Origin of the sequence: Bradyrhizobium sp. WU425 (assembly GCF_021052305.1) — a bacterium.
Taxonomy (GTDB): Bacteria; Pseudomonadota; Alphaproteobacteria; order Rhizobiales; family Xanthobacteraceae; genus Bradyrhizobium; species Bradyrhizobium canariense_D.
The window spans coordinates 932,665-945,862 of sequence record NZ_CP088089.1; the positions used below are offsets into that span (position 1 = coordinate 932,665).

Annotated in this window: 14 protein-coding genes and 1 pseudogene; 2 read left to right on the forward strand and 13 right to left on the reverse strand. The window is 63.4% G+C overall.

What is annotated here, in order from left to right; translation table 11 throughout:
• Positions 1 to 10: 10 nt before the first annotated feature.
• Complete coding sequence (locus tag BcanWU425_RS04405) at positions 11 to 877, reverse strand: 3'-5' exonuclease (protein ID WP_231190121.1); 867 nt, start codon at positions 875 to 877, stop codon at positions 11 to 13.
• A gap of 235 nt (positions 878 to 1,112) precedes the next feature.
• Positions 1,113 to 1,322, reverse strand: a complete 210-nt coding sequence (locus BcanWU425_RS04410; RefSeq protein ID WP_231190122.1) for a hypothetical protein — start codon at positions 1,320 to 1,322, stop codon at positions 1,113 to 1,115.
• A gap of 605 nt (positions 1,323 to 1,927) precedes the next feature.
• Between BcanWU425_RS04410 and BcanWU425_RS04415 the strand changes: the two genes are divergently transcribed.
• Positions 1,928 to 2,221 carry a hypothetical protein gene (locus BcanWU425_RS04415; RefSeq protein ID WP_231190123.1) on the forward strand — a complete coding sequence of 98 codons (294 nt, stop codon included), beginning with the start codon at positions 1,928 to 1,930 and terminating at the stop codon, positions 2,219 to 2,221.
• A 120-nt stretch (positions 2,222 to 2,341) separates the two neighbouring features.
• Here BcanWU425_RS04415 and BcanWU425_RS04420 read toward each other — a convergent pair.
• From BcanWU425_RS04420 to BcanWU425_RS04445, 7 genes and pseudogenes are all read right to left on the reverse strand, one after another.
• Positions 2,342 to 2,639 (reverse strand): annotated as a pseudogene (locus BcanWU425_RS04420) (SOS response-associated peptidase family protein); the annotation flags it as partial.
• 20 nt (positions 2,640 to 2,659) lie between these two features.
• A complete protein-coding gene (locus BcanWU425_RS04425) occupies positions 2,660 to 3,676 on the reverse strand; it encodes an AraC family transcriptional regulator (protein WP_231190124.1) in 1,017 nt (338 codons plus the stop codon).
• A gap of 8 nt (positions 3,677 to 3,684) precedes the next feature.
• A complete protein-coding gene (locus BcanWU425_RS04430) occupies positions 3,685 to 4,317 on the reverse strand; it encodes an oxidoreductase (RefSeq protein WP_326953694.1) in 633 nt (210 codons plus the stop codon).
• The gene (locus BcanWU425_RS37520) at positions 4,299 to 4,514 is read right to left on the reverse strand and encodes an SDR family NAD(P)-dependent oxidoreductase (protein ID WP_326953696.1); all 216 of its coding nucleotides are present in this window, start codon (positions 4,512 to 4,514) and stop codon (positions 4,299 to 4,301) included. Before BcanWU425_RS37520 ends, BcanWU425_RS04430 begins: the two co-directional genes overlap by 19 nt.
• A 213-nt stretch (positions 4,515 to 4,727) precedes the next feature.
• Positions 4,728 to 5,453: an SOS response-associated peptidase gene (locus BcanWU425_RS04435; RefSeq protein WP_231190125.1), complete on the reverse strand. Its 726-nt coding sequence runs from the start codon at positions 5,451 to 5,453 to the stop codon at positions 4,728 to 4,730.
• Between the two features lie 3 nt (positions 5,454 to 5,456).
• Entirely contained in the window at positions 5,457 to 5,906 is a 450-nt protein-coding gene (locus BcanWU425_RS04440; protein WP_231190126.1) for a hypothetical protein, read from the reverse strand.
• Positions 5,907 to 5,916: 10 nt separating this feature from the next.
• Complete coding sequence (locus tag BcanWU425_RS04445; protein WP_231190129.1) at positions 5,917 to 6,300, reverse strand: hypothetical protein; 384 nt, start codon at positions 6,298 to 6,300, stop codon at positions 5,917 to 5,919.
• A gap of 176 nt (positions 6,301 to 6,476) precedes the next feature.
• On the opposite strand from BcanWU425_RS04445, the gene ku reads away from it, so the two are divergent.
• Entirely contained in the window at positions 6,477 to 7,400 is a 924-nt protein-coding gene (ku, locus tag BcanWU425_RS04450; protein ID WP_231190132.1) for a non-homologous end joining protein Ku, read from the forward strand.
• Positions 7,401 to 7,994: 594 nt separating this feature from the next.
• Here ku and BcanWU425_RS04455 read toward each other — a convergent pair.
• The 4 genes from BcanWU425_RS04455 to BcanWU425_RS04470 all read right to left on the reverse strand — a co-directional run bounded on the left by BcanWU425_RS04455 (position 7,995) and on the right by BcanWU425_RS04470 (position 12,925).
• Positions 7,995 to 9,125, reverse strand: a complete 1,131-nt coding sequence (locus BcanWU425_RS04455; RefSeq protein ID WP_231190135.1) for a PAS domain-containing sensor histidine kinase — start codon at positions 9,123 to 9,125, stop codon at positions 7,995 to 7,997.
• On the reverse strand, positions 9,125 to 9,916 hold the full coding sequence (locus tag BcanWU425_RS04460; RefSeq protein WP_231190138.1) for an alpha/beta fold hydrolase: 792 nt from the start codon (positions 9,914 to 9,916) through the stop codon (positions 9,125 to 9,127). Before BcanWU425_RS04460 ends, BcanWU425_RS04455 begins: the two co-directional genes overlap by 1 nt.
• 158 nt (positions 9,917 to 10,074) lie before the next feature.
• Complete coding sequence (locus BcanWU425_RS04465; protein ID WP_231190141.1) at positions 10,075 to 11,781, reverse strand: response regulator; 1,707 nt, start codon at positions 11,779 to 11,781, stop codon at positions 10,075 to 10,077.
• Positions 11,782 to 12,286: 505 nt separating this feature from the next.
• Positions 12,287 to 12,925, reverse strand: coding sequence for a ZIP family metal transporter (locus BcanWU425_RS04470; RefSeq protein ID WP_326953700.1), 639 nt, complete (start codon positions 12,923 to 12,925; stop codon positions 12,287 to 12,289).
• Positions 12,926 to 13,198: the final 273 nt, after the last annotated feature.

Genomic DNA, 13,198 nt, shown 5'->3' on the forward strand with positions numbered 1-13,198 from the left:
CCTGCGGCGCTCAGACCCTGCACGAGAAGCGGGTGAAGGCGGTCAGCGTCTGCAGACGCGGCTCGACGTCCCGTAGGTAGATCTCGGACCTCAGGAACGTGATCTCGTCGTCGAGCGCCGTTTCGCAGACGTCGATGTGCCAGGACTTGGGACGACCATCGCTGCCGTCGTTCCATCGGTACCCGCGTTTTTTCAGCGAATCCTTGAGCTCGAACGGCGACTGCTCGGCCCAGACGCGCACGGTTGGCTTGCGGGCTGTCTCCAGCAGGAGCGCGAGCGCCGGCGCTCCGGTCATTGCAAGCGTGAAGTCCAAGATCTCCAGCAGAGCGTGGCAATCGTCCACCGCCCGGTGGGCCTGGTGGAAAAATCCGGCGCCGTTTAGAAGATACGCGAGTTGCGCACCTGCGAAACCGTGCTTTCGCCAATCGACCTCGGTCGCGCTGCAACCCCAGGCCATGCCTTCGAACACCGGCCAGTACCGCTCGGCGAATTTGCGATCGAAGCCCGCGTTATGCGCGATCGAGATCACCGCGCCGTCGACGAAGGCGTTCACCGCGGCCTCTTCGATCTTGTGGCCAGCCACCATGTCGTCCGTGATGCCGGTGAGCGCCGTCACCTCGGGTGGGATCGGCGCGGAGGGGTGGTTGAACGCGGAGAACGTGTCCCGGACGCCGATGATGCGGCCGTCGGGCGTGTAGTCGAACTTGACCATGCCCAGTTCGATGATCTCGTCTCTGGCGTGATCGAGGCCGGTGGTCTCGGTGTCCAACAGGATGCCAGTCCTTGCCCCCTGTCCGACAGTCGCGTCGCACGGCTCTCGAGGGACCAGGCGCCGCAACACCCGGTAGTCCGCCGACTGGCTCAACGCCTCCGCCATGGCGGCCAGGCTGATGGTGTCTTGAAACATCGGCTCTCAAGAAGTGTCCCGGGTACCGATTTTGCACAATCCCGGCCCACACGGTACCGGGAAGACAGGGAATTCACGGTGTTTTCGGGCGTAGCGACTTCAATTCGGCCGCGTTGAGGCCGCCACGTCTCCAGCGCATGTGGCGTTGGGGGGCGGCCGGCTCTGTCCGTGCTGTGAGGGCGATATAGCCAGAATTAGCTGGGCGTCAGGCCTCGCCAGGTCCGGAGAGGATCGGCGCCGGCGATGTCGTGCGCGGCAGCGGAATCGGGCGCTCGACCGAGTGCGCGGGGCGCGAGCCGCCTTTGGCGTCGTATCGTTTGGCTAGATCCAGCAGGCGCCGCCTGGTGAACGGGTCGGCCTTCTCGGCGATGGTCCGGACCCGTTGGGCGAGCCCCTGATAGAATTCCTGCTCCATGACGCACCCCGCAACATCACTGCCGTGAGTTGAATGGCATGCGACCGCGGAGTCAAGAAGCGCCGGCGTGCCCGGACAACTTTCCGCGACCTGCTTGAGTCCGTTTTGTCCGGGGACCTAACACTAGCGATTGCAGGGAAAAATCAGATGGCGCTGCTCAAGGCGTGCCCGGAGTGCGGCAGGCCGATGACGGCTCTTCCGGACGAAGCTCGGAAGGGGCGGCTACGCTACGTCTGCGCCAAATGCGACGGCGACCCGCTGCGCGACCCGACCGCACGCAAGTGGGCGGAGGGCCCGCTCCGCCCACCAGAGAAGTAACGCGAGCCCGCGCGGGCACTTGCGAGCTCGCTGCGCTGTGGGAACGAGCTTGGCCAGACCCGGTTGAATTGGTGGGCCTCGGCCAACCGAAGGCCTGCGTGGCTCCGCCTCAGCCCCCCAAAAGCCCCCCAAGGCGGGGCTACGCTTGTTAGACCGCGCCCTCGCCTGAGCCATCCGTGGCGCCGCTACCTTTATTGCCCTTCCATGAGGAACGTGCGTGTCGGGCACACGTTCGCGGTGATCGATTGCCCTTTCCGGCGCAATCTGATCCCAAGGAGGGATGTCTCATGAAATGGATTCTGAGCTTGGCCGCGCTTGCGCTGGCTGCAACGGCTCCCGCGGCTCTCGCCCAGACGAAGCCAGACGTATCGGCGGCACCGAGCGCCCAGAATTCCGGCGCGGGCATAGCAGGACAGCCCGGAAACAAGAACGGCCCGGCGGTCAAGCCCGGCGACACTGTCGGCTCCAGCTCGACGATGAACCAGCAAAATCCGACGGTGCAGCAGCAGGACACCTCGAATATCAAGGGCCTGCCTGGAAACAAGAATGGTCCGCCCGCCAAGCGACCGGACCAGAAGTGATCGCACGGCGGCGCTCGAGAACGCGTAGGCGGCATCTGCGGGCCTAAAACTTCTGGCCCGCGACGCGCGTTCGGCCGCAGATCTACTCCGGCCACCTAACCGGGGTCGGGCTGCGAACGTTCACATCGCTCGCCCCGCCGGATCTTCCTTGACGCCCCGGGCCACGATCCGGAGCGCTCCGTCCGGAAGCGGCCGCTGCAGCTTCAGGGCTTCCTCGGTAGGCGCGGTCATCCAGGTCTCGACCTCGTCGGGCGTGGTCAGGATCACGGGCATCGCCTTCGGGTGGATGGCGCCGACCTCGGCGTTCGGCTCCGTGGTCAGGAATGCGTAGAGGAACGTTGGTGGTCTCGCCTTCCTTGACCTTCCGGACCGACGTCCAGTTGGTCCAGATGCCGGCGAAGCAGAGGAGCGGGCGGGTCAACGCGCCGTTTCCTGTAGTTAGTGGAGTTTGTCGCTCCTCAATTCCCGCCAGCGGCTGGGCGTCACGCCTTCCCGATCCCGGAACGCGCGATAGAAAGAGCTCGTATCTTGGTAGCCCAGAAGACAGGCCACCTCGTCGATCTCAGCGGAAGGGTCTAACAGAAGCTGCCGCCCGAGTTCTTGCCGCGCTTCGGCAAGAAGCTCGCGGAAGCTCGCGCCTTCTTGGGTGATCCTTCGTTGCAGCGTGCGTTCGCTCAAGCCGAGATCGCGCGCCACGTCTGCCAGCTCCGGCCGTCCGCTCGCAAGGCTTCTCTTGAGCACAACCTTGACCTGTTCCTTGATCGAGCTGCGCGCTTGCAGCTCGCCAAGCGCTGAAGCCAGCGCCGGAGTGAGGATTTCGAGGAGTTCCTGATTATGTCCGGGAAACGGGCGATCAAGGTCGGATGGCTTTAGGATGAGGCGATTTTGCGCTGCGCCGAAGCGAACCGGGCAATCGAAATACTTCTGATAGACGCCGTTCTTGGGACGCTCACGGGCGAGTTCGACACGCAAGGGAGCGAGAGGCTGCCCGGTGCCCCGGCGTCCAAGTTCCACGAGTGAAGCAAAGGTCACGTCCGTGGAGATCGGGGGCTCGGGCGCTGTCGCGTAAGGCCATGCGACCGTGACGGCGCATTCCTCCTTGCCCTGCGCCACACGGACCAGTTCGGGCGAGCAGAGACGCTTGAAGCGCGCGATGCGGAGGAGCCCGTCTCGGTAGTCTCGTGCGTAGAACGCAGCTAGGCTTGAAGGCGGATGTACGGCCGTATCCGTTCGCTGGACGAGCGTGAGGCCAAGACCCGGCTCCGGCTTCAGTTCCTCCAGCGCCCGCCACAGCGCAAAGTATTGCGCCGTAGTTACCTGTGCGTGTTCGTTCAAGTGCAAGGTGGCTGGAAGGCGCGCTTGCCTGAGCAGCGCGGCTGGAGCCACGCCGATACGCTCGACGGTCTGCCAGAAAGCTTTTGGCACCCTGCACCGATCAGCCGCCGCTGCGCTCATGGTTCGTCCTAACGCATCTGACTCATGATCACGCGATCGAACATGCGATCGCCGAACCATGCGCGGATAGCAATCATGGGCTTGGCATATTTTCCGGCGGCATAACGCGTGCGGGGCTTGCGCGCCTTCACGGCCCTGGACACGACATCGGCGATGACGCTGGGGTCAGTGCCGCGGCCCTGACCATAGGCATCGGCGTTCGATTTCGCGACGGCTTCGATCTGCTTGGCATACGGTCCCGAGCCCGAACGTTTCAGAAGGCCATTGGCCACCACGTTACCGAAACCCGTCTCGATCAGGCCGGGCTCGACGATCACGACCTTGATGCCGAAGGGAGCGAGTTCGAGTCGAAGACAATCGGACCATCCTTCGAGTGCATGCTTGGTCGCGTGATACCAGGCCCCCAGCGGCGTATAAATCTTGCCGCCCATCGAGGTGATGTTGACGATGGTGCCGGTACGCTTGGCCCGCATGCCGGGGAGCAGGAGCTGCGTCAACCGCGCCGCGCAGAACAGATTCACTTCGAACTGGTAGCGCGCTTCCTCGATTCCGACTTCCTCGACGGGACCATAGAGTCCAAACCCGGCATTGTTGACGAGCACGTCAACGCCGCCAGCCTCATTCAGGATGGTGTCGACCATCGTCTTGATCTCAGCCTGTTGGAAATATCCATGCGCAAGGCGCGGGCGCCGAGCTGGACGAGATCGTTCATTTTGTCGATATGTCGCGCCGCGACAAATACGTAAAAGCCATCCTTGATCAGGCGCTTTGCGATTTCCTTGCCCATGCCGGAAGATGCCCCGGTCACAAGCGCTGTCTCTTTTCGTGTATCGTTCATCGTAACCTCTCACAATGTGCAACTAACCTACGGGTTTCGGGTCACCCACACACTGTCAAGGTAGACTTGCACATCGCGCCATTCATTCCCACCGGCGCCACAGGCTTGCGGAGGAACGATTCCGGCTCAAATGACTCGAAGCCCCGTGTTCGTTGCGTGGAGTTTGCCGAGTGGCGTTGCGGCGCGAAAAGCGGACGTGGGCCTGTGCAGAACCTACTTTGCGGCTGGCGCCGGGTCTTCCTTGACGCCGCGGGCGACGATTCTGAGCGCCCCGTCCGGCAGCGGCCGTTGCAGCTTCAGCGCCGCGTCCAGAGGCGCGGTCATCCAGGTCTCGACCTCTTCCGGCGTCGTCAGGATCACGGGCATCGCCTTCGGGTGGATGGCGCCGACCTCGGCGTTCGGCTCGGTCGTGAGGAACGCGTAGAGGTCGTTGGTGATCTCGCCTTCCTTGACCTTCCGGACGGAGGTCCAGTTGGCCCAAATGCCGGCGAAGCATGCGAGCGGACGGGTCTCGTCGAGCGCGAACCAGATGTCGCCGCCTTCGGCCTTGTTGAACTCGCTGAACGAGTTGAACGGCACCACGCAACGGTTCTCGACCCCGAGCCATCGGGTCCAGTGCTTGCTCTTCACGTTACGGATGTTGGTCGTGCCGGAGTCCGGCTCCATCCGGAGCAATTCCTTGAAGTCGACGCTCTTTCCTTTGGCTTGCAGTTTCTCGGCGCGCTTCTTGGTGGCGTCCATGAGAGCCTTTGACGACGAGGGCATGCCCCAGCGCGCGGTCGTGAGTTCGCGCCCCTCGGCGCCCGTTCGGACGATCGGCGCCCTGTAGTCCGGAAAGACGCCTGGCATCGGCGCCAGGTTGCCGACGTAGCGGTTGACCACCCGGAACAGCTCGCTGATGGCGGCCTGGTTGGTCGTGATCGAGTAGAGGTTGCACATTGTTCAGGGATCGGTTCCGGAATGACGCGGCTGGGTGGCCAGTTGTAGCAGAGTCGCTGCGGGCCGCCGTCCCGCCGTTGCGCATTTGCGGCAGCGCAGCCGACTGGCCAGATCGTGGATGAACGTGGTCGGCACGTGCTTCATAGCGGCCAAATCGACATCGCTCGGCGTCTTGCATCGCGGGCAACGGATTTCCAGCCACGGAAAGCCCGCATTGATGGCTTGGTCGATCGTAGGTGAGGGATCGATCGGCTCGCCGTCCGACCACATCCGCTCGTTCCAGCTTTCGCACAGCAACTTGTCGGCCTGCTGCAGCATGATCTCGGCCTTGGCCCGCATCTCGGTCGACTGCGCAGCCAGGATGTTGGCCATCGCCCGCGACTTGCCGAGCTCTTTCTTGAGGGCCTTGCGGTCGCCTCCGGAAAGGGGCGTCGGGTGATACTTAGGCGCCATCGAGCGGCGCCTAGGCCAGGTCGAAGGTGGGCCAGCAGCCGTCTTCCTCATGGCGCCCGGTCCGGATGCTGCAGGTATTGTCGAGCAGCCGCTGACCGACATCCCTCCAGACCGCCTCCGGACCGTAGAGCCGGGTGGCGTCCGCCTTCTGGATCTCGACGATCCGGCCGCAGCGCCGGCAGCCGACCCTAAGAAGGTGGCCGGGTATCTGCCTCAGCTGCAGCAGGCGTCCGGAAGGGCCCGGGCCGGGCCTGACCGCTTCGGCGCGAGGGTCCTCCAGCAGAGCCTGCCAGTATTCCGGCGGCAGATCCTCGTTCGGGGCCAACGCACGTGCGGGCGGGGCCTTTCTGCCGACCGCAGCTGCCATCTTTTCCATCTGCTTGAGTGTCGGCATGCGCCAGCTCGGGGCTCGGTCGGCCATGGGCCATTAGAACATATCAAGAACATCAGAGTCGAGTCCGCCCAAAGTCGGAAAGCGGGGAAATGATGCGGGCGATCGGCTCGTTGTCGGAACCGGGCCCCGCCGTTCGTCTTGAGTCCGAGTCCACGTACCTGGAGCGTTGCGTACCCATGGCCCCTCGAGCGAACTGGAAAGGCTTTTTGCGTCTCTCGCTGGTGACGTGCCCGGTGGCGCTCTACCCGGCGACCTCAGAGAGCGAGAAGATCTCGTTCAACCAGCTGAACCGGCAGACCGGCCATCGCATCAAGTACCTGAAGGTCGACGCCGATACCGGCGACGAGGTGCCCAACGAGGACATCGTCAAGGGCTACGAGCTCGAGAAGGGCCAGTACATCGAGGTCTCCAAGGAGGAGCTCGAGGAGATCGCGCTGGAATCCACCCGCACCATCGAGATCGACGAGTTCGTCGACAAGTCCGACATCGACCCGCGCTACCTGATCCGCCCCTACTACATCCGACCCGACGGCAAGGTCGGCCACGACGCCTTCGCCGTGATCCGGGAGACCATCCGCGAGATGGACAAGATCGCGATCGGGCGTGTCGTGCTGAGCAACCGCGAGCACATCATCGCGCTCGAGCCCATGGACAAGGGGCTCGTCGGCACGCTGCTGCGCTATCCCTACGAGGTGCGCAGCGAGCAGGAGTATTTCGATGAGATCCAGGATGTGAAGGTCACGAAGGACATGCTCGACCTCGCCAGGCACATCGTGAACCAGAAAGCGGGCAGCTTCGAACCGGAGAAGTTCGAGGACCACTACGAGACGGCCCTGATCGAGCTAATCAACCAGAAGCGGGCCGGCAAGCCGATCACGCCCAAGGACAAGCCGGCGGCGACGAACGTGGTCAACTTGATGGAGGCGCTGCGCCGGAGCGTGGGTCAGGAGGCCGCGCCCGCGAAGGCCGGCAAGCCGGCCAAGAAGCCGCGGAAAGCTGCGGCCGGACAAAAGGAGATGCTCATGCCGATCGCCGGCAAGAAGCCGGCGAAGGAAGCGGCGGCAAAGAAGCCTTCGGCGAGGCAACGGAAGTCCGCCTAGCGACGGTCTTGCCGCGGCGAGCCAGCGTCAGCGCAAGGGACCGCGAATTCGTTAGTTCACCTCGGGAGGGCCCTCGGACGGTGGCGCGGCTGACACGCGAGAACCAGGTGACGAGGCTGCGTCACAGCATCAGCAAAGACATGCCAGCGATCAGGACGACAAACCCAGTCACCGTCGCGATCGCGAATCCATATTCAACCCTGTCCATGACGCGCCCTCTTGTCTGCTGCTGCCGATCTGCATCAACGTGGGACATCGTTCAGCATCATGAGTGAATCGAATTGTTAATTCTGCTGCTCAAAGTTTTAGCGCAGCGAAACAGAGGAACGTGCGCTCCACGTGTTGATTGAATCGGCGGGCCAGCCTTCCGCCCCGATTGCTGGTCCCGCACGGTCCCACGCTATCCCCCATTTTGTCCCAGGTGGGACCGTGCTCCGGGGGCGGTACCCAAGCAGCCATTCGGTTGAACGTCGTCAGAGCCGAGCAGTCGCACCAGCCGAACCCCTCCGGCGGGTGCGTAGCCTGCTCGGAATCTTGCGCGGCAAAGTGAATGCGTGGGCTGAAGACGCGGGCTCATAATCAACTGGCGCGAACTCAGTTAGACGCGTCCAGCGGCATCGAGAACGTGAACCGGGTCTCCTCCGGAGTCGACGTCACCGTCAGCGTTCCTTTGTGAGCTTCTGCGATCTGGGACGCGATATAGAGACCCAGTCCCAGACCCTGACGGCTGGCGCGGGCCTTTCCGCGAAAGAACGGCTCGAACAGCTTGTCCATGGCCTCCGGCGGAATGGCATCCCCCGCATTGGAGACCCAAAGTTCGAACGTGGTCGCGCTCGTCTCGGCATGGACCACGACCGGTTTGTTGGAGGACCCGTGCGTCAGCGCATTGCCCACCAGGTTGGATAGAAGCTGACCTATCCTGGTGCGATCGCAATTCACGGGTCGATCGATCCCGAATTCAGCTTCGATCACCCGGCCGGGCGTGGCCAGCCTGAGCTCGTCGACTACCTGGGCGAGAGTGCGCTCCAGCGGTTCGCTCTTGTTGCGGTCGAGAGATATTCCGCCGCCAAGCCGGCCGCGCGCGAAGTCGAGCACGTCGTCGATCAGCGCGGACATCCGCATCACGGTCGTCTGCATCATCGCGATGATCTGGCGCTCCTTCTCGCTCTGGACGGTGCGGTCCAGGATGCGGGCGCCGGCGCTGATGGAGGCGAGGGGATTGCGAAGGTCGTGGCCGAGAACCGCGATGAACTGCTCGCGCAGCTCGGAGGCCTGGTTCTCGCGCTGAAGCCGCTCCTCGATCGCTTTCTCGGCCGCTTTGGCCAGCTCGCGCGCCGCGAGCAGCTCCTGCTCGTACCGCCGCCGATCCGTCGCCTTGATCAGTGCGAGCCGTATCAGCAGCAGCTTGCCATCAGCATCCCGGCGCTCATTCGCGTTAGCGATCATCTGCAGCGGCGTATCGTCCGCCGCCAGCATGTCGATGGCAAACTCCTGAAAGAAGCCCTGCATACGTAAAAGGGGCGCGACGTGGGTCTCGTAGTAGATGCGGCCCGGCATGGTCAGGAAGTCGCTGAAGCGCTTGCCGATCATCTGCTCCGCCGAACGTCCGCTCCAGTACAGGACGGTCCGGTTCACCTGATCGACGCGGCCGTTCGCTTGCAGGGTGATGTACCCGCACGGTGCGTTCTCGACCAGGTCCTCGAAATCGGGGCGGGAGACGTCCACTAGACGAACGTCCGCATCGCCTCGACCACTTCATCGGGCGCGCTGAGGTTGGGACAGTGGCCGGTCGCCTTCAGGACGATCATCCGGCTCTTGGTAATGTTGCGGTTGACGTAGTCCCCGACCTCCTGCGACGCGATAATGTCCTCGCTGCACTGCAGGACCAAGGTCGGGACGCCGACACCCGGGAGATCCTTGCGGTCGTCGGAGGTGAAGGTCACGCGAGCGAACGCCTTTGCGATCTCGGGACCCGTTCGGCAGAAGCTGTTGGTCAGCTCCTCGCCAAGCTCCGGCCGATCCGGATTGCCCATGATCGCGGGCGCCATCTGCGTGGACCAGCCCATGTGGTTGGATTCTAGGAACTGCAGCAGTTCCTCGATCTGCTTGGCGCTGAAGCCGCCCACGTAGCCGTCGTCATCGATGTAACGGGCCGAAGGGCCGATGAGCACCAGCTTTCCGAACATGCCCTCCGACTTTCGCTCGGCGAGCACACCGATCATGCTGCTGACCGAGTGCCCTACGAACACTGCATCCTTCAGCTCCAGTTCCCGGCCGATTTCGACCACGTCCTCGGCATAGCCCGCCAGGCTCGAATACTTGGTGCGATCGTACGCGGAAAGATCCGAGCCCCCGGCGCCGACGTGATCGAACAAGACCGTCCTGAAGTCCTTCTCGAAGGCCGGGGCCACGGAGCGCCACATGTTCTGGTCGCAACCGAAGCCGTGGGCGAAGATCATCGCCCGATCCCCGGAACCCCGGACGTGTACGTTGTTGCGCTCGATCACGCCTGCCATCGGCACTCCTGACCCGTTTTGGGATTTCGGACCTTAGCCATGCTCGCTGCAGAAACGCGAGTGCCAAGGGTGCAGGGGAGATGCCTAATTTGGCCGAGCAGTGGCAAGATGTCTCGGGTTCCCCTCGACATCTCTCTCACTGTTTGGGCTCCACTTGCTCAATCCGGTCCGGCGAGCAATTCGGCCAAAGCAGATTGTAGTTCGCCTACCTTGAATGGCTTGTGCAGCATGCGCGAATGTTCGCTTTCCTGCACAGGAGTGAGCGCTGCGGTTTCCGAGTAGCCGCTGGCGAAGATGATCGGCAGATCGGGACGACTCTGTCTTGCCCGCTTCGCCACTTCCGCACCGTTCATGCCGGGCATCGCGAAATCCAATATCATGGCTGCAGGAGCGGCTCTTTGGAGAGCCTTCAGCGCCGAGACACCGTCCTCCGCGACCAGGGACGAGTACCCCAGGGTCTCGAGCGAATCCGTCAGGAAGGCACGCACGTCTGGATCGTCATCGACGATCAGCACCGTGGCCGCAGGCGCGCGCTCGGCCTCGGCCGAATGCTCCTTGGTTCGCCGCGGCTGGACCTCCGTCCTGCGCAGGTAGAGCCGCACGGTCGTTCCGATACCTGGCGCACTCTCGATCCTGACTGCGCCTCCCGATTGATGAAGCGTGCCGTAGACCTGACTGAGGCCGAGGCCGGTGCCTTTGCCGACGTCCTTCGTCGTGAAGAACGGTTCGAAGGCATGCTCCGCGACGTCTGCAGTCATGCCGGTCCCCGAATCCTTCACCGACAGCTCCACGTAATCGCCATCCTGGAGTTCGGGATCTCCCGTGAGGCGGCAGGGGCGGGCGGCGACCACGAGTTCGCCTCCACCCGGCATGGCATCACGCGCGTTCAGGGCGAGATTGAGCACGGCCAGTTCGAGCTGCGTCCGATCCCCCTCGGCGAAGACGCCGTCCGTGTCGAGGTCCATGCGCAGGTCGATAGACGGTCCGATGGTCCTGCGCAGCATATCGGCGAAGCCGGTGAGCGCGCTCGAGACGTCGATCGACGAGATATCCATTTTCTGAGTACGGGAGAACGCGAGAAGCTGTCCGGCGAGGCGCGCGCCGCGGTCGGCCGACTTCAGCCCCGCCTCCGCCCATCTGCTCACACGGCCTGCATCGTCAGGCTTGCGCCGGATCAGATCGAGGCTACCGGTGATACCTTGAAGAAGGTTGTTGAAGTCGTGTGCTATCCCGCCGGTCAATCGGCCGACGGCCTCCATCTTCTGGGCCTGGCGCAACGCGACATGGGCGCACTCCAGTTCGCGGGTCCGCTCCAGGATCCGCTGCTCGAGCGTCTCGTTCAGCTGGCGCAGGCGAGCTTCGCTTTCCCGCAGCGCCGCTTCGGCCCGCACGCGCTCGGTCGTCTCCGAGACGATGCAGAGAACGCCGCCGACCCGACCCTCAGCGTCCGGAACGGCCGAGTAGGAGACGTCGAAATAGACGGTCTCGCCGAAGCCGTGCCGCTCGATGTAGAACGGCCGATCCTTGGCCGAAAATGTCCGTCCGGTCTCCCGTACGCCGCGCAACAGTGGCTCCAGATCGTCCCACAGCTCGCTCCAACTCTCCTTTGCCGGACGACCGAGAGCGCCAGGGTGCTTGTCGCCGATCGTGGGAGCATAGGCATCATTGTACAGGGCCACGAACTCCGGACCCCAGAACAGCACGATCTGGGCTTCTGCCCCAAGCAGCAGGGACACGGTCGTCTTGAGATGGGCGGACCAATTCTGCGGCTTGCCCAAGGGCGATCCTTGCCAATCGAGGTCGCTGAGAAGAGCCCCGATCCGGCTGCCCACCGGAAATATCGCCGTCTCCAAGTAGGTCCCCATGATTGCCCCGGTCGTCAAGCGAGCCGAGGCCCGTCGGAATTTGGTCGAACATGCAATCCTTGACCATCCATTTGGTTCCGAGCGGCAGCCCCAGTCCGGTCTAGGCAGCCCGGCGAGCGGCGCCTCGCTTGACGACGAGTCCCATCCGTCATCGCCTTCGGACGAGCACATTGGCCCGCTGCACCCCCCTATGGAGTTGGACCATGCCAATCGTTGTCGGCAGTTGCCTTGCCCGTTCGATAGCGGGAGGTCGCGACGAGCATCAGCGAAGCTCGGCGAGCACCAGTTTCGCGTCCTCGACCGCCCCGGTCTTCATTCCTTCTGTGAACCAGCCGCAGAGAGGCGCGAGCAGATCATGCGCCTGCAACTGGTCGGGGCCCTGGCGCCGAAATATCGAACGAGAGATGGCCAGATGCGAGCGCACTCGCCCACGTACAGTCGAGGCGCCGTTCTTTTCGTTGGTTTGGCCGACAATACCTCATGGAATGAGAGGCGCGTAACCCCTTCACGTTTCGCCGACGTTAGAAAGCGCGAAAGCGGCGAGCAAGCCGACAACAACAAGCACGCCGGCCAGCTTCTGTTCGCCCTCCACGGCTTCCGGAAACATGGTGTTCACTACCATCGTGAGAAGAGCGCCCGCAGCTACGGCACCCACGGTAGCAACGACCTGAGGAGCAGCACCGCCCAGGAAAGCTGCTCCTAAGGCCGAGGCAACTCCCGAAAGGACGGTGATCGCGGTCCAAAGGCCAAAGATGTAGGTCGCGGAACGCCCAGCGGCTCGCATGCCAAGCGCACTCGAAAGCCCTTCCGGGAAATTGGACAGAAAAATAGCGGCGAGCATCGCGATGCTGATCCCCTTTCCGCTCAACAGTCCCAGACCCAGGACAATGCTCTCCGGAATACCGTCTAGAAGTGAGCCGACGGCAATCGCCAGCCCTCCGCCTTCGCCGGCGTTGACCTGCTGGTCCCCGGACCGCTTGCGCGAGCGCGCGCCTTCTCGAGAGACCGCCCAATCGGCAAGAGCATAGGCGGCAGAGCCTGCGATCGCACCCGCAACGATGGGCCAGATGCCGCCCTCCTGGTATCCATCCTCCAGAAGGTCATAGGCCACTGCCGAAATCAGCACGCCGCAGCCGAAAGACATGATCCCTGCAGTAACGTAGCGAGGCATCCTGAAGACGAATGCGACCGCTGCTCCCAGGAGCAACGATGACGCCCCAAGCAGCCCCCAAAGACCCGCAGTAAGCCAGATGGGCATGTGAGCTACCGCTACTTTTCGGGGCGCAGCGAGGGCGAGGTCTGGCGAGGTGATTTTTCCTCTTTTCTATGGCCCTTCTTCGGAAAGATGACGGAATGGCGCTTCAGAGCGGACGCCAGAGCTCTCGCTACCGTGCGAGCGATCTTGCCTGCGCCCATT

Bases quoted from the DNA above. Each gene is read 5' to 3' on its own strand.
- BcanWU425_RS04445 (WP_231190129.1), bottom strand. From the start codon at position 6,300: ATGCCGACACTCAAGCAGATGGAAAAGATGGCAGCTGCGGTCGGCAGA.
- BcanWU425_RS04440 (WP_231190126.1), bottom strand. From the start codon at position 5,906: ATGGCGCCTAAGTATCACCCGACGCCCCTTTCCGGAGGCGACCGCAAG.
- BcanWU425_RS04425 (WP_231190124.1), bottom strand. From the start codon at position 3,676: ATGAGCGCAGCGGCGGCTGATCGGTGCAGGGTGCCAAAAGCTTTCTGG.
- BcanWU425_RS04405 (WP_231190121.1), bottom strand. From the start codon at position 877: ATGGCGGAGGCGTTGAGCCAGTCGGCGGACTACCGGGTGTTGCGGCGC.
- BcanWU425_RS04470 (WP_326953700.1), bottom strand. From the start codon at position 12,925: ATGTCTTTCGGCTGCGGCGTGCTGATTTCGGCAGTGGCCTATGACCTT.
- BcanWU425_RS04415 (WP_231190123.1), top strand. From the start codon at position 1,928: ATGAAATGGATTCTGAGCTTGGCCGCGCTTGCGCTGGCTGCAACGGCT.
- BcanWU425_RS04435 (WP_231190125.1), bottom strand. From the start codon at position 5,453: ATGTGCAACCTCTACTCGATCACGACCAACCAGGCCGCCATCAGCGAG.
- BcanWU425_RS37520 (WP_326953696.1), bottom strand. From the start codon at position 4,514: ATGAACGATACACGAAAAGAGACAGCGCTTGTGACCGGGGCATCTTCC.
- ku (WP_231190132.1), top strand. From the start codon at position 6,477: ATGGCCCCTCGAGCGAACTGGAAAGGCTTTTTGCGTCTCTCGCTGGTG.
- BcanWU425_RS04410 (WP_231190122.1), bottom strand. From the start codon at position 1,322: ATGGAGCAGGAATTCTATCAGGGGCTCGCCCAACGGGTCCGGACCATC.
- BcanWU425_RS04460 (WP_231190138.1), bottom strand. From the start codon at position 9,916: ATGGCAGGCGTGATCGAGCGCAACAACGTACACGTCCGGGGTTCCGGG.
- BcanWU425_RS04430 (WP_326953694.1), bottom strand. From the start codon at position 4,317: ATGGTCGACACCATCCTGAATGAGGCTGGCGGCGTTGACGTGCTCGTC.
- BcanWU425_RS04465 (WP_231190141.1), bottom strand. From the start codon at position 11,781: ATGGGGACCTACTTGGAGACGGCGATATTTCCGGTGGGCAGCCGGATC.